The sequence below is a fragment of the Halarchaeum sp. P4 genome (genome assembly GCF_051195175.1).
Lineage (GTDB): Archaea > Halobacteriota > Halobacteria > Halobacteriales > Halobacteriaceae > Halarchaeum.
Genome location: NZ_JBNTKC010000007.1, coordinates 17086 through 34377 on the forward strand (window position 1 = coordinate 17086; position 17292 = coordinate 34377).

The 17292-nt window shown below is 66.6% G+C and carries 18 protein-coding genes; 10 read left to right on the forward strand and 8 right to left on the reverse strand.

The genetic code is table 11. The annotated features are described in order from the left end of the window. The first annotated feature begins 1 nt into the window (after position 1). On the forward strand, positions 2-1093 hold the full coding sequence (locus tag ACQUS8_RS15860; RefSeq protein WP_435102901.1) for an ABC transporter ATP-binding protein: 1092 nt from the start codon (positions 2-4) through the stop codon (positions 1091-1093). Then, a complete protein-coding gene (locus ACQUS8_RS15865; RefSeq protein ID WP_435102903.1) occupies positions 1086-2192 on the forward strand; it encodes an oligopeptide/dipeptide ABC transporter ATP-binding protein in 1107 nt (368 codons plus the stop codon). The genes ACQUS8_RS15860 and ACQUS8_RS15865 overlap by 8 nt, the downstream gene beginning before the upstream one ends. 1 nt (position 2193) lies before the next feature. On the opposite strand, the gene ACQUS8_RS15870 is transcribed toward ACQUS8_RS15865, so the two are convergent. Both ACQUS8_RS15870 and gfo6 read right to left on the reverse strand, forming a co-directional pair. Beyond that, positions 2194-2442 carry a hypothetical protein gene (locus ACQUS8_RS15870; protein WP_435102905.1) on the reverse strand — a complete coding sequence of 83 codons (249 nt, stop codon included), beginning with the start codon at positions 2440-2442 and terminating at the stop codon, positions 2194-2196. 62 nt (positions 2443-2504) lie between these two features. Beyond that, on the reverse strand, positions 2505-3596 hold the full coding sequence (gfo6, locus tag ACQUS8_RS15875) for a D-xylose 1-dehydrogenase Gfo6 (RefSeq protein ID WP_435102907.1): 1092 nt from the start codon (positions 3594-3596) through the stop codon (positions 2505-2507). A gap of 383 nt (positions 3597-3979) precedes the next feature. Between gfo6 and ACQUS8_RS15880 the strand changes: the two genes are divergently transcribed. Both ACQUS8_RS15880 and ACQUS8_RS15885 read left to right on the forward strand, forming a co-directional pair. Further along, entirely contained in the window at positions 3980-4951 is a 972-nt protein-coding gene (locus ACQUS8_RS15880) for an endo-1,4-beta-xylanase (protein ID WP_435102909.1), read from the forward strand. Positions 4952-5110: 159 nt separating this feature from the next. Beyond that, positions 5111-5572 carry a universal stress protein gene (locus tag ACQUS8_RS15885; protein ID WP_435102911.1) on the forward strand — a complete coding sequence of 154 codons (462 nt, stop codon included), beginning with the start codon at positions 5111-5113 and terminating at the stop codon, positions 5570-5572. Between the two features lie 10 nt (positions 5573-5582). Here ACQUS8_RS15885 and ACQUS8_RS15890 read toward each other — a convergent pair whose 3' ends face one another. Next, entirely contained in the window at positions 5583-5948 is a 366-nt protein-coding gene (locus tag ACQUS8_RS15890; protein ID WP_435102913.1) for a hypothetical protein, read from the reverse strand. A 106-nt stretch (positions 5949-6054) separates the two neighbouring features. Between ACQUS8_RS15890 and ACQUS8_RS15895 the strand changes: the two genes are divergently transcribed. The 3 genes from ACQUS8_RS15895 (at position 6055) to uxaC (ending at position 8874) form a co-directional block, all read left to right on the forward strand. Continuing rightward, on the forward strand, positions 6055-6999 hold the full coding sequence (locus tag ACQUS8_RS15895) for a mannonate dehydratase (protein ID WP_435102915.1): 945 nt from the start codon (positions 6055-6057) through the stop codon (positions 6997-6999). Between the two features lie 187 nt (positions 7000-7186). Next, on the forward strand, positions 7187-7375 hold the full coding sequence (locus ACQUS8_RS15900) for a hypothetical protein (RefSeq protein WP_435102917.1): 189 nt from the start codon (positions 7187-7189) through the stop codon (positions 7373-7375). Between the two features lie 131 nt (positions 7376-7506). Next, positions 7507-8874, forward strand: a complete 1368-nt coding sequence (gene uxaC, locus ACQUS8_RS15905; RefSeq protein WP_435102919.1) for a glucuronate isomerase — start codon at positions 7507-7509, stop codon at positions 8872-8874. 24 nt (positions 8875-8898) lie between these two features. On the opposite strand, the gene ACQUS8_RS15910 is transcribed toward uxaC, so the two are convergent. Beyond that, complete coding sequence (locus ACQUS8_RS15910; RefSeq protein ID WP_435102921.1) at positions 8899-9669, reverse strand: SDR family NAD(P)-dependent oxidoreductase; 771 nt, start codon at positions 9667-9669, stop codon at positions 8899-8901. Positions 9670-9986: 317 nt separating this feature from the next. On the opposite strand from ACQUS8_RS15910, the gene ACQUS8_RS15915 reads away from it, so the two are divergent. Next, entirely contained in the window at positions 9987-11441 is a 1455-nt protein-coding gene (locus ACQUS8_RS15915; RefSeq protein WP_435102923.1) for a glycoside hydrolase family 4, read from the forward strand. On the opposite strand, the gene ACQUS8_RS15920 is transcribed toward ACQUS8_RS15915, so the two are convergent. The 4 genes from ACQUS8_RS15920 to ACQUS8_RS15935 form a co-directional block, all read right to left on the reverse strand. Continuing rightward, positions 11442-12533 carry a Gfo/Idh/MocA family protein gene (locus ACQUS8_RS15920; protein WP_435102925.1) on the reverse strand — a complete coding sequence of 364 codons (1092 nt, stop codon included), beginning with the start codon at positions 12531-12533 and terminating at the stop codon, positions 11442-11444. An 80-nt stretch (positions 12534-12613) separates the two neighbouring features. Continuing rightward, complete coding sequence (locus ACQUS8_RS15925) at positions 12614-13639, reverse strand: GDSL-type esterase/lipase family protein (protein WP_435102927.1); 1026 nt, start codon at positions 13637-13639, stop codon at positions 12614-12616. A gap of 123 nt (positions 13640-13762) precedes the next feature. Continuing rightward, positions 13763-14953 (reverse strand): mandelate racemase/muconate lactonizing enzyme family protein, encoded by a 1191-nt coding sequence (locus ACQUS8_RS15930; RefSeq protein ID WP_435102929.1) that lies wholly within the window; start codon positions 14951-14953, stop codon positions 13763-13765. Positions 14954-15013: 60 nt separating this feature from the next. After that, positions 15014-15697, reverse strand: coding sequence for an RraA family protein (locus ACQUS8_RS15935; RefSeq protein ID WP_435102931.1), 684 nt, complete (start codon positions 15695-15697; stop codon positions 15014-15016). A 119-nt stretch (positions 15698-15816) separates the two neighbouring features. Here ACQUS8_RS15935 and ACQUS8_RS15940 point away from each other — a divergent pair, with 119 nt between their 5' ends. Beyond that, positions 15817-16482: a ThuA domain-containing protein gene (locus ACQUS8_RS15940; protein ID WP_435102933.1), complete on the forward strand. Its 666-nt coding sequence runs from the start codon at positions 15817-15819 to the stop codon at positions 16480-16482. Between the two features lie 47 nt (positions 16483-16529). Continuing rightward, on the forward strand, positions 16530-17273 hold the full coding sequence (locus tag ACQUS8_RS15945; protein ID WP_435102935.1) for a ThuA domain-containing protein: 744 nt from the start codon (positions 16530-16532) through the stop codon (positions 17271-17273). Positions 17274-17292 lie beyond the last annotated feature (19 nt).

The following is a 17292-nucleotide window of genomic DNA, read 5'->3' on the forward strand; positions in this document are numbered from 1 at the left end:
TATGAGTCACCAACAGCAGAAACACCTACCCGTCTACACGGAAGCCGAATCGGACACCATCGTCGAGGCCGAAGACCTCACCGTCTCCTTCGACCTCGACCGCGGTGAGTCACGCGTGCTCAACAGCGTCGACATGACCATCGAGCGCGGCGAAATTCTCGGTGTCGTCGGCGAGTCGGGGAGCGGGAAGTCGATGTTCGCGTCCGCGCTCCTCGACGCCGTTCCCGAACCCGGCATCACCAGCGGCAGCATCAGATTCCACCCCGAGGAGGGCGAGCCGGTCGACGTGCTCGACCAGTCGGAGGAGGAACTCCGGCAGATGCGCTGGGAGGACATATCGATGGTCTTCCAGGGTGCGATGGACTCGTGGAACCCCACGATGACCATCGGCAAGCACTTCGAGGAGACGCTCAAGGCCCACAACGTCCCGAAGGGCGAGGGGATGGAGCGCGCCCGTGAACTCATCGACAACGTCTACCTCGACCCGGACCGCGTGCTGAACGCCTACCCGCACGAGCTCTCGGGCGGGATGAAACAGCGCGCGCTCATCGCGCTCTCGCTCGTGCTCGACCCCGAGGTGCTGGTGATGGACGAGCCGACGGCGGCGCTCGACCTCCTCATGCAGCGCTCCATCATCGCGCTGCTCTCCGAGCTCCGCGACGAGTACAACCTCACGATGTTGTTCATCACGCACGACCTCGAACTCGCGGCGGGACTCGCGGACCGCATCGCCGTGCTGTACGCCTTCGAGTTCGTTGAGGTCGGCTCCGCCGACGACATCATCTACAACGGGAACCACCCCTACACCCGCGCGCTCATCAACTCGACACCGAACCTCGAAACGCCAGTCGAGGCGATGGAGCCCATTCGTGGGGAGAGCCCCGACCCGGTGAACGTGCCGACCGGGTGCTCGTATCACTCGCGCTGTCCGCTTGCGGACGAGTTCTGTGAGACGAACGACCCAGACATGATGATTACGAACGACGACGACGCCGACGCGAACGAAACCGTCCACGCTTCCGCGTGCCACTACTGGGAGCAGGTTCCAGAGCAGGTCCCGCTGCACATCGAGGGGGTGCGTCAGGATGAGTGACGACGAACCGGTCATCTCCCTCGAGGACGTCGAAGTCCACTTCGAGAACCAGGGTGGGCTCTTCTCCGACCCGGACGTCGTGCAGGCGGTCGACGGCGTCGACCTCGACATCGGCGAGAACGAGATCGTTGCGCTCATCGGTGAGTCCGGCTGTGGGAAGACGACACTCGGGAAGACGACCATCGGCCTGCAGCGGCCCACCGGCGGCTCCGTGAAGTACCGCGGGCAGGACATCTGGAAGGCGCGGGACAAGGAGGGCGACGTCCAGATTCCCTTCGAGGAGATTCGCCGCGCGCTCCAGATCATCCACCAGGACCCGGGGAGTTCGCTGAACCCGAACCGTCGCGTGCTGAACATCCTCGAACGGCCGCTGAAGACGTGGCACTCGGACATGTCGGCGGACGACCGGGCGGCGCGCATCCACGGGATGCTCGAGCGCGTCGGGATGAAGCCCGCGAAGGACTACTCCGGGCGCTACCCGCACCAGCTGTCGGGTGGCGAGCAGCAGCGCGTCGCGCTGATTCGCGCGCTGTTGATGAACCCGGATCTCATCCTCGCCGACGAGGCCGTCTCGGCGCTCGACGTCTCGCTGCGCGTGGACATGATGGACCTGATGCTCGAACTGCAGGATCAGTTCGACACCTCCTACCTGTTCATCAGCCACAACCTCTCGAACGCCCGCTACCTGACGAAGAAGACGGACGGCCGCATCGGCATCATGTACCTCGGACGCCTCGTCGAGATCGGGCCGGTCGACGAGGTGCTGCAGAACCCGAAGCATCCCTACGCGAAGGTGCTGAAGTGGGCGACGCCGAGCCTCGAGACGGACTCGACGGAGGTACAGGAGCCGCCGATTCGCGACATCGACGTGCCGGACCCGACGAACCCCCCGGAGGGGTGTCGCTTCCACACGCGCTGTCCGGAGGCGCGTGAGGTCTGCAAGCAACAGGACCCCTCGCTCGATGGATCGGGCGACGAGGAGCATCCGGCGGCGTGCTTCCGGGTCTACGGCGACGACCACGAGTACTGGGACAGTCCGCCGGTCGAAGAGATGGAGGAAACGACGGACGCCGGTAGCGGCGCCATGCAGGCCGACTGACTCAGTACTCCTCCAGTTTTCGCTGTCGGACGCGGTAGAGCACGTAGGTGAGCGGCAGCAGCGTCACGACGACCACGGCGAGGTCGATGATGGCGACGACGACGCTCGGATTCGTGGTGTCGAGCGGCTGCGAGAGGAGGATGTAGACGAGCCCGAGGCCGATGAGGAGGTCGGTGACCGCGAGGCCGAACCAGAGCGGTGTGAAGTTCTCCATCGCGTCCCAGAACTCTTCTCGTGACCATCGTACCATTTCGTTAAATGTGGATGGCCTCGCTGCATAACTCCATCGCCTCCGTAGCGGCTGCCGCCACCTCAGTCGAGGGTGACGCGCCGGCCGTCGGCGGCGGACGTCTGGACGCCCTTGAGGGCGTACATGTCGCGGAGGCCGTGCTCGCCGTCCGCCGTGGGCGTCTCACCGGTGAGACAGCAGTAGGCGAAGTAGTCGAACTGCTCTGTGAGTTCGTTAGAGCCGAGGCCGTCGTGTCGGCTGCGCCGGCCGCCGCGTTCGAGGACGACGGTGCGTTCGGCGCCGGGGTTGAACGCGTTCTCGACGCGGATGGAGCCCTCGTTGCCGTCGACCCGGAGGCTGCTCTCGCCGAACGACCCGTAGCTGGAGCGACAGAGCGCCTGCGCGCCGCCGTCAAACTCGAGGAGGAAGGCGGCGTGCTCGTCGATGACGGGGCCATCGAACTGCTCGTCGGGGCTGGTGAGTGAGGCCTGCACGCTCGTCGGGTCGGCGTCGAGGACGAAGCGGAGGGTGTTGAGGGGGTAGACGCCGATGTCGTAGAGCGACCCGCCGCCGGCGAGCTCCGGGTCGAGCCGCCACTGGTCGGGGTCGGCGCCGTCGCCGGCGAACATCGGGAAGGTGAACGCGCCGGTCGCCTGCGTGACATCGCCGACGAACCCGTCGTCGACGAGTTCGCGGACGCGACGAATCACGGGGTCGGTCTGCATCCGGTAGGCGACCATGAGGGTGACGTCGGCGTCCTCGCAGGCCTCGACCATCGCTTCGGCGCGCTCGACGGTGGCCTCCATCGGCTTCTCGCAGATGACGTCCTTGTCGAGGTCGGCCGCCGTCTCGACGTATTCGAGGTGGAGGGCGTTCGGGGTCGCGACGTAGACGGCGTCGTAGGCGTCGGCGCCGTCGCCGGCGTGGAACTCGTCGTAGGTGAGCGCGGTGTCGGCCTTCGCCTCGTCGGCGACCTCTCGGGCTTTCTCGGCGGAACCGCTGACGGTGGCGGTGACGTCGGCGTAGTCACAGTCGGCGATGGCGGGGAGCGCTTCGTCGCGCGCGAACCACCCGAGGCCGACGAGGGCGATGCGGAGCGTGCCGTCCGCGCCGTCGTCCCAGTCTCGCTCGGCGTAGCCGTCGACGAATCCATCGAACGGTCTCTCGGAGTCCATACCGAGTGCATCTCCGCCGTGGCGGATAAATCTGGACGATGCGGACGGTGTGTCCGGCACCCACGCGCGGACAACGGGTTCATTATTGATGAATAATTAAGGTCATGGCTGAGACGATCGTTCAGAAACATCACGAACGATGGCGGTACGAGATTAGTCGTTCGTGATGGATACACGCGCCGACGACGCCGTTTACACGAATACTGCTGTAATTCCTGAATCGAATCGTTGGACTGCGGACGCGACGGGTCGGACCTCCTCCGTTCACTATCGAGGAATCGATGTTCGCCACTGGTGTCTTCCAGTCCCGGACTGCCACACTCGCGGTCATCGACGGGTGGGACACCAGCAACTAAGACGGGGCGTTTCGTACGACCGTTCCGATGCCCGAAGACACGACGCTCCGCGAGGTCGCGGACGACGCCGACTTCCGTCTCGGTGCGGCCGTCGCCGCCGACCCGCTCCGCACCGACGCCGGCTACTGGAAGACGCTCCGCCGCGGCTTCAACACCGTCACCGCAGAGAACGCGATGAAGATGGGGCCGATGCGCCCGGAACCCGGCGTCTACGACTTTACGGACGCCGACGCCGTCGCGAACTTCGCCGAGGAGCACGGTATGGCCCTCCGCGGACACACGCTCGTCTGGCACAACCAGGTCCCCGAGTGGTTCCAGGAGTGGGACTACACGGACGCCCAACTCGAGTCGTTCCTGCGCGACCACGTCCACACCGTCGCCGGCCGCTACCGCGGGAAGGTCGACGCGTGGGACGTCGTCAACGAGGCCGTCGCGGACGACGGGTCGATGCGCGACTCCGTCTGGTACGACGCGATGGGCGAGCAGTACCTCGACAAGGCGTTCCGGTGGGCGAACGAGGTCGCGCCCGACGCCGACCTCTTCTACAACGACTACGGCGCAGACGCCGTCAACGAGAAGTCCGACGCCATCTACGAGCTGGTCGAACGGCTGCTCGACCGGGGCGTCCCGCTCGACGGCGTCGGCCTCCAGATGCACGCCCTCGACAGCATCCCCGACCCGAATTCGGTCGCCGAGAACGTTCGGCGCTTCAAGGACCTCGGCCTCGACGTCCACATCACCGAGATGGACGTCGCCTACCCGAAGGATGACGCGCCCGAGAACCACCTCGAACGGCAGGCCGAGGACTACCGCGAAATCCTCGACGTCTGCCTCGAGGAGGGCGTCGACACCCTCGTCGTCTGGGGTGTCCGGGATAGCGACTCCTGGATACCCGGCTGGTTCCCCGACGTCACCGAGGACCCCCTCCTCTTCGATGGGAGCAACGAGCCGAAACCCGCCTACCACGCGCTGAAGGAGCGCCTCGAGGACACCGCCTGAGGCGCCCGTCACTACCTATATAGGAACCCCGTACGAATATTCCCTCCCGGACAGTGGCTACTCGCGTTTGCCCGACCGCTGAGACGGCCGAACACGTCAGCGAACGGCCGCGACACGCCGGTGGTTTTATGGAGATGAAACAACCCCGTAGGTAATGAAATGGACTACGGACTCGTCGTCGTCGACGACACGGACGCACACCGCGACCTCCTCCGGGAGGCCGCGGAGAACGCGAGCGGCACGGACTCGAAGCTTCTCCTGCTGATGCTTCTCGACGAAGCGGAGTACGAACACGACATCGAGACGCTCGAATCCATCGGGAACGTCGAGAACGTCAGCTACGGCGAAGGCACGATTCTCGAAGGGGCGGAGCAGGACGTGAACGAAATCGCCCGCGAGGTCATCGGTGACGACTTCGACATCGAGTGGGACGTCCTCGTCGACGTCGTCGAGGAGGACGAGCGCGCACGCGCCGTCGTCCAGGCGGGCGCGGACAACGACTGCGACCACGCCTTCATCCTCGGTCAGCACCGCTCGCCGACGGGGAAGGCCATTTTCGGTGACTTCGCACAGCGCGTCATCCTCAACTTCGACGGCTACGTGACCGTCGCGACGGAGTAAGTCGCGACGCTTACTCGCCGACGTTCCCCTTCGAGTCGAGAATTTCGCGCATCAGCGCGACGTAGAGGTCGGTCCGCTTCGGGTAGCCCTCGTCGGTCTCCTCGTCGAGCGGCGTCGAGGCGAGCTTGGAGACGAAGTCGTCCGTGTAGCTCATCGTCTCCATCGTCTCGCGGACGTCGACGGTGATGGTGTTGTCCTCGTCGGTGTCGAGCCACGCGACCGACGCCTGCTTGTCGCTGTACTCGAGGACGTACGTCTCGCCGCCGAAGAGGTCGATGATGTCCTCGACGTCGCCGACTTCGAGCCAGCCGTCGTCGGTCTCGACGGCGAACGTCTCGTCCTCGATTTTCGTCTGATAGCGGGTGACGTCTGCCATTGGTCTTGTCGTAGGAGAGAACTGAATCCTCAACGGTCTTTCGGTCCGAACGGGCGCGCCCGTGCGAGAGGAAGCCTATATATCGCGCCTGCACAAACGGTGGCGCATGGACCCGACTACCATGCTGCCGCCGCACCCGGACCGGCGATGGACCATCGCCAAGCAACTTGGTCTCGACACGGCCGTCGTCCGGTTCTGGGGCGAGGAGGAGTGGTGGACGTACGAGTCACTGCTCAGCGCCCGCGAGCGCTTCGCCGACCACGGGCTTTCCCTCGACGTCGTCGAGGACCGCCCGCCGATGGAGAAGACGGTGCTCGGCCTCGAGGGTCGCGATGAGGAGATCGAGACGGTGAAACGACTCATCCGGAACATGGGCAAACTCGACATCCCGATTTACTGCTGGGTGTGGACGGAGAACCCCGTCGGCGTCGTCCGGACCTCGGACTCGCTGCCGGTGCGCGGGGACTCGCTGACGACGGCCTACGACCACGAGTGGCTGGAGCGCGCGGACGACCATCCGGCCGCGGACATCACCGAGGCGGAACTCTGGGAGAACCTCCAGTACTTCCTCGATGAGGTCGTCCCCGTCGCCGAGGAGGCGGGCGTGAAGATGGCGCTCCACCCCGACGACCCGCCGGTGGACGAACTACGCGGCGTGCCGCGTATCGTGAACTCCGTGGAGAACTACGAGCGCATCCTCGAGATGTACGACAGCCCGAATCACGGCGTGACGTTCTGTCAGGGCAACTTCTCCGCGATGGGTGCGGACGTCCCGGAGACGATTCGCCGCTTCGGCGAGAAGATTCACTTCGTCCACTTCCGGGACGTCGAGGGCCACCCCGAGAAGTTCCACGAGACGTGGCACGACGAGGGCCAGACGGACATGCGCGCGGCGATGGACGCCTACCTCGATGTCGGCTTCGACGGGCCGATTCGCCCCGACCACGTCCCGCGGATGCTCGACGAGGAGGACCGCTCCGAGGCCCAGTCCGGCTACACGGACATGGGTCGGCTCTTCGCCATCGGCTACATCCGCGGCCTCCTCGAGTGACGACCGGTCGACTTGCGCCCACGCCGCCACAGGCCTTTTGGTGACGCCCAAGGCTTACCCGTCGCACGCCACATAGATGTCCCCTGTCATGTCGGAACTCTCCGGCAGGCAGCGACCGAGCGACGCAGACGGTGTATTAGGCGGTCTCATCGATGTCGTGGCGTCGAATCGGTACGCGAGTTACTTCGTGGGGTTCGAAGTGGCGCTGTTCGCGCTCGCGGCCGTGCTCGATACGTTCGCGCCCAACGGAACGCAGACCATCCTGTTCACGAACCTGGTCAGCGGGCTGATGGCGACGTTCGCCGTCCTCATGGCGGGTATCGTCGCCGTCGGCCTCGTCGGCGCTGGTGGCTGGGTGGCCCTCGCACGGGCGTGAGCGCCTCCGGCTAGTCCGCGGCGGCCGGCCGTGGCCGCCGCCGCTCGTTTTGTCGGTTCCGTCGCCGCAGAGCGGCGGCGTCGGCCACCTGCTCCAGTAGATTTATCCGCCGCGTCCGTGGAACCGACGGTATGGGCTTCATGGACGAGGACTACCTACTCGACTCGGACGCGGCCCGCGACCTCTACGACGCCGTCGCGGACCTGCCGGTCGTCGACCCGCACAACCACATCGACCTCGAGGAAGTCGTCGAGAACGAACCGTGGGACGACATCTGGGAGGTCGAGGGCGCCACCGACCACTACGTCTGGCAGCTGATGCGCAAGCGCGGCGTCGACGAGGAGAAGATTACGGGCGACGCCTCGAACCGCGCGAAATGGAACGCGCTCGCGGAGGTGTTCCCGGACTTCGCCGGCAACCCGACCTACGACTGGGTCCACCTCGACCTGAAGCGCCGCTTCGGTATCGAGAAGCCGCTGAACGCCGACACCGCCGACGAAATCTGGGACGAAACGAAGGAGCAACTCGCCGAGGACTCGATGCGTCCCCAGCAGGTCCTCCGGGACATGGACGTCGAGGTGCTTTGCAGCAGCGACGACCCGACCTCCCTGTTGGAGTACCACGAGCGCGCTGAGGAGGAGGTCGAGGGCGTCGACGTCCGCCCGACGTGGCGGCCGGACCGCGCGATGAAAATCGAGAACGCCGCGTGGGACGAGTTCGTCGCGGACCTCGATGCGGTGACGGATGCCGACGTCTCGACGTTCGAGGGCTTCCTCGAGGGGCTGCGCGAGACGCACGACTACTTCGCGGAGCACGGCTGTCTCGCCTGCGACATCGGCACCGGGACGACGCCGGTCTCCAAGCCCGTCAGCGAGGAGCGCGCCGCGGCCGTCTACGCGAAGGCGCGGCGCGGCGACGCACCCACCGAGGCCGAAGTCCGGGACTTCAAGGCGTTCATGCTGGAGTTCGCGGGCGAGTTGAACAGCGAAAAGGACTGGGTGACCCAGCTCCACGTCGGTGCGGTCCGGGACTACCGACAGGACCTCTACGAGGCAGTCGGCATCAACGCCGGTGGTGACGTCTCCACGCAGGACGTCGACGTCGTCGGCGGCCTCGACTACTTCTTCGACCGCTTCGACGGGGAGACCGAAATCGTCCTCTACGTCCTCGACCCGACGCACTACGCGAGCGCGACGGTGGTCGCACGCGCCTACCCGAACGTCAGCATCGGGCCGGCGTGGTGGTTTAACGACAGCCCGATGGGGATGGCGAACCAGCTCGAGCGCGTCGCGAACGTCGACCTGCTCGCGAACCACGCGGGGATGGTGAGTGACTCGCGCAAACTCGTCTCCTACGGGTCGCGCTTCGAGATGTTCCGCCGGACGCTCGCCTCCACCGTCGGCGAGATGGTCGAGCAGGGTCGCATTCCGCGGGCGAACGCCGAGCGCCTCGTCCGGCACGTCGCCTACGAGCGGCCGAAGGAGCTCTACGGCCTCTAAAGAACGGGCGTCTCCCTTTTCGGGTTACTGCGCGCTCGGGTCGTAGCCGCCGTCGACGGTGATGACCTCGCCAGTCGTGAAGGAAGCGCCGTCGCTCGCGAGATAGATGGCGGTGCCGACCATCTCGTCGGGCGTCGCGACGCGCTCCATGGGGGTGCGCTCGTCGACGGTTTCGCGGAACTCGGAGCCCTCCTCAAGTTTCGGGCCGGCCATGTCGGTCTTGACGAACCCGGGCGCGATGGCGTTCACGCGAATGTCGGGCGCGAGGTCGGCGGCGACGGCGCGCGTCAGGCCGTTCACGCCGCTTTTTGCCGCACAGTAGGAGGGTCGGGCCTCGCGGGCTTGGTCGGCGGACATCGAGGAGATGTTGATGATGCTCCCGGAGTCCATCTCCCGGGCGAACGCCCGGCAGGCCTTGAAGACGCCGGTGAGGTCGACGGCGATGTCCTGCTCCCACTCCTCGTTCGTCATCTCGGTGACCGGCGTCGTCGCGTTGACGCCGGCGGAGTTCACGAGGATGTCGACGTCGCCGACCTCCTCGATGGTGGTGTCGCGGAGGGTCTCGATGTCCTCGTCGCTGGTGACGTCACACGTCACTTCAGCGGTCGCCGCGCCGCGCTCGCGGAGTTCTTCGGCGACCCGCTCGACGGCATCCTCGGAGCGACTCGAGGCGACGACGTCCGCGCCGTCCTCGGCGAACCCGAGGGCGATGGCGCGCCCGATTCCTCTCGTCCCGCCGATGACGACGGCTGTCTTCCCTTCAACGCTCACAGACGGCATACTCTCGGAAGCCATGTTGAGCATTTTCCCTGCCGGTGGTTTATAGGTAGTGGAACCGTTCGACGGCGACCGGACGTTCGTAATGAGTGAATCCGGCAGGCCCCGAAGGACTCCGGCGGTGACACGTTTACGGGCATAGTGCTGTCAGTATCGCCCGACACTGCGAGAACCGACATTCTGCAGGCCCGACTCGTAGTTCATCAATACTGTACAAACCGCGCCACAGGGGTCGTCGACCACGAGACGCCCGTACGCGTTACCCCCATCGCGTCTACCGGCGAATAGTCACGCCCTCCGATACTGCTTTTACCCCCGGCCGTCACACAACTGCCATGGAAGCCATTAGCAAGGCGAAGCGCGGCCAGCGACTGGACTCGGACGACGTGACCATTGCCTATGTCGGTGGCGGGAGCCGCCAGTGGGTGCCGAACCTCGTACAGGACCTCGCGCTCTCCGAGTTCGACGGTACCGTCCGACTCTACGACCTCGACGTCGAGGCGGCCGAGCGCAACGCCGAGTTCGGCAACTGGGTGCAGGACCGTGAGGACGCCACCGCGGACTGGACCTACGAGGCCACCGGGTCGCTCGACGCCGCGCTCGAGGGCGCCGACGTCGTCCTCCTCTCCACGCAGTACAACCCCGCGGAGACGTTCGTCCACGACCTCGACATCCCGAAGGAACACGGAATCTACGGCGCCGTCGCCGCTACCATCGGGCCCGGGGGTATCTTCCGCGCGATGCGGACGATTCACGACTACAAGCGCATCGCCGCGCGCGTCCGCGAACACTGCCCGGACGCGTGGGTGTTCAACTTCACGAACCCCGTCCACTTCGTCACGCGCGCGCTCTACGACGAATTTCCGGACATCAACGCCGTCGGGATGTGCCACGAGGTGCTCCACCAGCGCGGCGTGCTCGCCGACATCGCCAGCGAACACCTCGACATGGACGCCGAGCGCGAGGACGTCTCGGTGAACGTCAAGGGCATCAACCACTTCACGTGGATCGACGAGGCTTACTGTGACGGCGTCGACCTCTGGCCGCTCCTCGAGGACCTGAAGGACTCCGAGGAAGCCCATCGGGAGTTCACGCCCGAGGACCTCGAGGACATGAGCCCGTTCGGCGGGAAGCGACAGGTGACGTGGGAACTCTTCCGGCGCTTCGGCGTCATGCCGTTCGCCGGCGAGCGCCACATCGTCGAGTACGCGAACTGGTTCCTCCACGGCGGCAAGGAGGGACTGAACCGCTGGGGCGTCAAGCGCACCACGAGCGAGTTCCGCTCGAAGCACTGGACGCCCTCCGAGTCCGAGCAGACGACCGACGTCGAGGCGTGGCTCGCCGGCGAGAAGGAGTTCACGCTGGAGTCCTCCGGCGAAGTCCTCCTCGACATCCTCGAAGCGCTCTCGGGTGGCGACACCTTCGTTACGAACGTCAACATGCCGAACCGCGGGCAGATAGAGGGCCTCGAACACGGCCCCGTCGTCGAGACGAACGCACTCGTGCGCGCGAGCGAGATTCGCCCGCTCGCCGCCGGCGGCTTCCCGCGCCCCGTCGAGAGCCTGATTCAGGGCCACATCGACACCATCGAGACGGTCATCGAGGCAGCCCGCGACGGCGACCTCGACACGGCGTTCGAGGGCTTCCTCATCGACCCGCAGGTCCGCACGCTCCAGACCGAGGAGGCCGCCGAGCTGTTCGCCGAACTCATCGCCGCCGAGAAGGACTATCTTGACGACTGGAACGTCGCGGACGCCGACGTCCTCGACGGCACCGACGTCGACGTCTAACTAGTCGCGGTCTTCCGGGAACGCCTCGGGGAGCGGCTCCGGTCGCTCCGGGGCGCTCTCGACGCTGACGTGTTTCCCCTCGTCCGAGGACGTCCGGACGCCGTCGAGGACTTCGAGGACGTGGTAGGCGAGGTCCGCGCTCGTGCGGTGCGTCCACCCGTCGTCGCGAATCGCGCGCGCGAGGTCCGCGACGCCGGCGCCGCGACCCGCGGTGTAGTCGTGGTCCATCTCGACCGTCTCGAAGCCCGTGCCGTCCGAGACGCGCACCGGTCCCTCGAAGTGGTTCGGGTCCGGCACCGCGAGCGTCCCCTCCGTGCCGTAAATCTCGAAGGTCGGGCTCGGGAGCGTCGAGTCCTGTGCGTCGAACGTCGTCGTGACGTTCGCCACTGTCCCGCCGCCGAAGTCGACGATGCCGCTCTCGTGCGTCGGCACCTCGACGTCGATGGTCTCGCCGTGACGGGGTTCGCTCGTGATGGTGCGCTCGTCGTGCGCGCGCGTGACGGACCCGGTGACGCGCTCCGCGGCGCCGAGCAGCGTGACGAGCGCCGTCACGTAGTAGGGGCCCATGTCGAAGAGCGGGCCGCCGCCCTCCTTGTAGTAGAGGTCGGGGTTCGGGTGCCAGGCCTCGTGGCCGGGCGACGTCCAGACCGCCGTCGCGCCCACCGGGTCGCCGATGCGGCCGTCGTCGATGACGCGCCGACACGTTTGGAGGCCCGCGCCGAGGAAGGTGTCGGGTGCGGACCCGACGCGGAGGTCGGACGCCTCGGCGGCCTCCAGAATCCCTGCGGCGTCCTCGACGGACGACGCCAGCGGCTTCTCCACGTAGACGTGCTTGCCCGCGTCCAAGACCTGCTTACAGGTCTGCTCGTGGACCGAGGGCGGCGTGAGGTTCACCACGAGCTCGACGTCTGAGTCGAGGAACGCCTCGCTGTCCATCGCCTCGATGCCGTACTCGGCGGCCTTCGCCTCCGCGCGCGCCTCGTCGAGGTCCGTGCACGCGACGATGTCGTACTCCTCGAAACGGTCGTTCGCCCCGAGGTAGGCGTCGCTGATCGTTCCGCATCCGAGAATACCGACTCGCACTGGGTCCATGTCTCCGTCCAGGGCGACCCACATCATAAACCGTCCGGGAACGGAATCGAGCGCCATCGCGGTGACGTGCGGACCGTGCCTCACTCGACGATGGCGTCGAGGCGTGTCGCCAACCCCCGACCGATGGACTTCATGCCCGCGTCGCTCGGGTGGAGGAGGTCGGCGCCGAGTCCCGGAAGGTCGAGGAGGTCCGGGCCCTCGACGACGTGAAGGGTATCGTGTGGCGACTCCGCGACGATTTCGCGCAGCGCCGTCCGGTATGCCGCCGCGTGCGCAGCGTCCCCGGACTCGGTCAGGTCGTCGTGGTACGGGAAGAGCGTGACGCAGACGACGGGTTTCTCGGGATGCGCGTCCGCGACGGTGTTCACGAACGTCTCCGCGCGCTCGCGGAACGTCTCCGGCTCGAACCCGCCCGTGTTCGCCATGTTCACCGAGAGCGCGAGCGTCGCGACGTCCCAGTCGTCACGGCCCGCGATGTGCTCGGCCATCGCGGCCTCGCAGTACGCCGACCCCGAACACCCCAGATTGAGCGCGTCGTACCCCTGTTCGCGCGCGACGTGCGTGACGTAGTCCGTGTGAAGCGCCGACGCCGCCGCACCCTCGGTGATGGACGTCCCGTACGCGAGATAGCGCGCCTCCGGCAGTTCGTCGTCCGTCGGCGGCCGGCACTCGCCCGAGACGTCGTGGAGTGCCGCCGCCGTCCGGCGCTCGAAGCGAATCCGGCAGACCCGCGGGTCGAAGCGGCCCGCGTCCGCCGCGGCCTCGTCCGGGAGGTCCGCGATGCGCTCGGGCACGCTGAGCGTCAGCGTCCTCGGTTCGGGCCCGATTTCGGTCGGCTGCCACGGCTGGAAGACGCCCCAGAAGACCCGGACGTGCGTCTTCTCGGCCGCCGAGAGCGTCACCTCCACCTCCGTCTCGTCGTCCGCCGGCACGAACCGCACCTCGCTCCCCGTCGGATGGCGGACGCGGTCCCGTGCCATCTCGTTCAGTTCTTCACCCACCGACGCGGGGACGCGACACAGTCGCTCACCGCCCTCGGCCCACTCCGCGGGAACCGTCTCCGTGACGTTGTGCAGCGACACCGACGGATGCTCCGAAGACTCCATGTGACTCGGTACGACGATTCGTCGACGGCCACATGAGGCTGTCGGGACGCCTCAGGTGTCGTGCTCGACGACGCTCACGCCTCGTCGAACTGGCGTCGCTTCGGGCCGCGTGCTCGACGACGCTCACGCTTCGTCGAACAGGTCCTCGCCCTCCAGCAGGTGCTCTTCGACGACGTCCATGTCGAGCGTGACGCCGAGCCCGGGGTCGTCGGGGAGGTCGATACGACCCGGCTCCAGAACGTCCTCCTCGACGACGTCGCCCCACCACGGGACGTCGCGGGCGTGGTACTCGAGCGCGAGGAAGTTCGAGGCGGCGGCGCCGACGTGTGCGGACGCCATCGTGCCGACGGGCGAGGCGACGTTGTGGAGCGCGAGCGGGATGTAGTAGGTCTTCGCCATGTCCGCGATTTTCTTCGTTTCGAGCATCCCGCCGTTCTTCGGGACGTCCGGGTGGATGACGTCGATACCCTGGTTCTCAACGAGGCGGCGCGCGCCCTCGACCCGATAGACGTTCTCGCCGGCCGCGATGGTGACGTCCGTGTTGTGCGTGACGTACATCTGGACGTCGTGGTTCTCCGGCGGAACGGTGTCCTCGAGCCACCAGACGTCGTACTCCTCGACGGCGGAGGCGAGGCGACGCACGGTGTCGCCCGTCCAACTCCAGTGACAGTCGAAGGCGACGTCCGCACGGTCGCCGACACGCTCCGTGACGGCGCGCACGATGTCGGCGCGGTAGTCGATGGCGCGCGCGTTCAGGTGCTTGTTCTTCCGGTCGATGACGTGCTTGTCCGGGCTGTCGAGGTCGAACTTGACCGCGTCCCATCCCTCCTCGACGACGGCCTGGGCGGCGTCCGCGTACGCCTCGGGACGATAGGCGCCATCGTCGTCGCTCGCCGCGGCGTCGTGGAGGTGCTCGCCCGCGTGGACGTCGCAGTAGACGCGGACGGCGTCGCGGTGCTTCCCGCCGAGCAACTGGTAGGCTGGCACCTCCAGCAGTTTCCCGGCGAGGTCGTGGAGCGCGACGTCGATGCCGGACATCGCCGTCACGCCGACGCCGTTCATCCCGCCGAGATAGGAGAGTCCGTCGTAGAGTTCGGTCATCCGCGCGTCGATGTCGAGCGGGCTCTTCCCGACGATGCGTTCCGTCGCGTGCTCGACGTAGGCGTCGGCCTTCGGACCGAGCACCATCTCGCCGGTGCCGGTGACGCCCGCGTCCGTGTAGACGCGCACGAGCGTCCACTCGAAGGTGGTGCCGATGCGCGTCGTCTGGACGTCCGTAATCTCCACGTCGCGTACCTCGTCACATGGTACCATAGTCCTGCTGCGGCGGCCCGCACGATAAAAGACGCAGTACCGGAAACCCGTTCGGGCTACCTAGAGCGTGCCGTAGCGCTCCCAGACCTCGAAGACGCTGTCGCCGTCGCGGATGTCGCGCCGGACGTTGTTCTCGTTCTCCAGGTCCTCCTCGCCGCGCTCGATGACCTCCTCGACGTCGTCCGGGTCGATGACGGCGATGGACTCGTAGTCCGCGAAAATCACGTCGCCGGGGCTGATGTTCACGCCGTGGACGTTCACCGGGACGTCCCACTCGCGGAAGCTCACGCGGCCGAACGACTCGATGGCGCTGTGCCCTTCCGCCCAGACGGGGAACTCGTGTTCCTCGATCATCCGCGAGTCGCGCGTCGGGCCGTCGATGAGCGCGCCGACGGCGCCGTTCTCCTGCACGATGGTGCTCAACAACTCGCCCCAGAGGCCGACTTCGGTGTCCTTCGGCGCCGCCATCACCACGAAGTCGCCCGGGCCGGCGGCGTCGAGATACTGGAAGAACTCCGAGTCCGTCGCGTCGGTCTCCTCTTCCTCGTCCCCGCCCTCTTCGTAGCCGATTTCGACGCGCTGGGCGGTGTGCGCCGTCCCGATGATGGGGTCGCGTCGCCACAGCGACTCGATGTTCGTGCAGGGAATTACGTTGTCGTCGATGCCCATCTCGTCCGTCACGTCGTTGATGATGGCGCTATGGAGGTTCGAGAGGCGCTCGCGTTGTTCGGTAGAGAGTCCCATGGGTCTTCGTCACTACCATCTCGGAGGGGGTGGATACCGGTGATGCATCCGGCAACGCGGGTGGGGTTCGGCGCCGCGACGTGTAAAGACCTATACCGACACGCGTCCACTCCGCCGGTATGTCCACGCGCTCCGTCCTCCTCATCGGGGGGAACCGCTTCCCGTTCCACCGCTTCGAGACGAACGGCGACCTCATCGCCGACGCGATTCCTGACCGTATCGAGGTCACGCTCACCACCGAGAAGGCCGACCTCGAAGACTTAGAGGGCTACGACGCCGTCGTCGACTACCTCACGGACAGTTCGCTCACTGACGCCCAGCGCGATGGCCTGCTCTCCTTCGTCGAGTCCGGCGGCGGCTACCTCGGCGTCCACTGCGCGTCCGACCTGACGAGCACCGCCGCCGACGACCCGGACGCCGTCATCGACGCCCGCGAGGAACCATTCCCCGAGCTGCGCGACCTCGTCGGCGGACACTTCGTCACGCACCCCGCGCAGACGACCTACGACGTCCGCGTCGTCGACCACTACCACCCCGTCACGGCCGCGCTCAAGGACTTCGCGGTCTTCGACGAACCCTACGTCCTCGACGTCGACACCGAGGACGTCCGCGTGCTCGCGCGCATGGACCACCCCGAGCACGCCGACATGCCCATCGCGTGGTCGACGGAGTACGGCGAGGGTCGCGTCTTCTACTCCTCGCTCGGCCACGACGAGGCTTCACTCACGAACGACGGCGTCCGCACCCTCCTCGCGAACGCCGTCGCGTGGGTTACTCGCGAGTGAGTAGCCGATAGGTGCGTTTTTCCCGTTCGGCTTCGTCCCCCCGTGGTATGACACGCGTCACCGTTTGGAACGAATTCGTCCACGAGCAGGAGAACGACACCGTCGCCGAAATCTATCCCGACGGTATCCACGCCGTCATCGCCGACGCCCTCGAAGCCGGTGGGTTCGACGTCGAGACGGCTACCCTCCACGAACCCGAGCACGGCCTCACCGAGGACGTGCTTGCGGAGACGGACGTCCTCACGTGGTGGGGGCACGCTGCCCACGACCAGGTCGAGGACGAAATCGTCGAGCGCGTGAAACACCACGTTCTGGAAGGGATGGGCCTGCTCGTCCTCCACTCCGGGCACTTCTCGAAGGTGTTCAAGTCGCTGATGGGGACGACGTGCAACCTGAAGTGGCGCGAGGCCGGCGAGACCGAGCGCCTCTGGGTCACCGACCCCGCCCACCCCATTGCGGAGGGTCTCCCCGAGTCCTTCGAGGTTCCCGAAGCCGAGATGTACGGCGAGCACTTCGACATCCCTCAGCCCGACGCGCTCGTCTTCAACTCCTGGTTCGAGGGCGGCGAGACCTTCCGCTCGGGCTGTGTCTTCCACCGCGGGAAGGGTCGTATCTTCTACTTCCGCCCGGGCCACGAGACCTACCCGATCTACCATCAGGACGAGGTCCGGCAGATCCTCCGCAACGCCGCCGAGTGGGCGGCGCGCGACGACGACGCCCCCGACATCACGCGCGGGAACGCCGAACCCGTCGAGGACATCGACACGAGCGACGACCGGACCGTCCACTAACGCTCCTTCTCCTGCCGCC

Bases quoted from the DNA above. Each gene is read 5' to 3' on its own strand.
- ACQUS8_RS15910 (WP_435102921.1), bottom strand. From the start codon at position 9,669: ATGGCTTCCGAGAGTATGCCGTCTGTGAGCGTTGAAGGGAAGACAGCC.
- ACQUS8_RS15890 (WP_435102913.1), bottom strand. From the start codon at position 5,948: ATGGCAGACGTCACCCGCTATCAGACGAAAATCGAGGACGAGACGTTC.
- ACQUS8_RS15930 (WP_435102929.1), bottom strand. From the start codon at position 14,953: ATGGTACCATGTGACGAGGTACGCGACGTGGAGATTACGGACGTCCAG.
- ACQUS8_RS15870 (WP_435102905.1), bottom strand. From the start codon at position 2,442: ATGGTACGATGGTCACGAGAAGAGTTCTGGGACGCGATGGAGAACTTC.
- gfo6 (WP_435102907.1), bottom strand. From the start codon at position 3,596: ATGGACTCCGAGAGACCGTTCGATGGATTCGTCGACGGCTACGCCGAG.
- ACQUS8_RS15895 (WP_435102915.1), top strand. From the start codon at position 6,055: ATGGACCCGACTACCATGCTGCCGCCGCACCCGGACCGGCGATGGACC.
- uxaC (WP_435102919.1), top strand. From the start codon at position 7,507: ATGGGCTTCATGGACGAGGACTACCTACTCGACTCGGACGCGGCCCGC.
- ACQUS8_RS15945 (WP_435102935.1), top strand. From the start codon at position 16,530: ATGACACGCGTCACCGTTTGGAACGAATTCGTCCACGAGCAGGAGAAC.
- ACQUS8_RS15915 (WP_435102923.1), top strand. From the start codon at position 9,987: ATGGAAGCCATTAGCAAGGCGAAGCGCGGCCAGCGACTGGACTCGGAC.
- ACQUS8_RS15940 (WP_435102933.1), top strand. From the start codon at position 15,817: ATGTCCACGCGCTCCGTCCTCCTCATCGGGGGGAACCGCTTCCCGTTC.
- ACQUS8_RS15880 (WP_435102909.1), top strand. From the start codon at position 3,980: ATGCCCGAAGACACGACGCTCCGCGAGGTCGCGGACGACGCCGACTTC.
- ACQUS8_RS15920 (WP_435102925.1), bottom strand. From the start codon at position 12,533: ATGGACCCAGTGCGAGTCGGTATTCTCGGATGCGGAACGATCAGCGAC.
- ACQUS8_RS15865 (WP_435102903.1), top strand. From the start codon at position 1,086: ATGAGTGACGACGAACCGGTCATCTCCCTCGAGGACGTCGAAGTCCAC.
- ACQUS8_RS15935 (WP_435102931.1), bottom strand. From the start codon at position 15,697: ATGGGACTCTCTACCGAACAACGCGAGCGCCTCTCGAACCTCCATAGC.
- ACQUS8_RS15860 (WP_435102901.1), top strand. From the start codon at position 2: ATGAGTCACCAACAGCAGAAACACCTACCCGTCTACACGGAAGCCGAA.
- ACQUS8_RS15885 (WP_435102911.1), top strand. From the start codon at position 5,111: ATGGACTACGGACTCGTCGTCGTCGACGACACGGACGCACACCGCGAC.
- ACQUS8_RS15925 (WP_435102927.1), bottom strand. From the start codon at position 13,639: ATGGAGTCTTCGGAGCATCCGTCGGTGTCGCTGCACAACGTCACGGAG.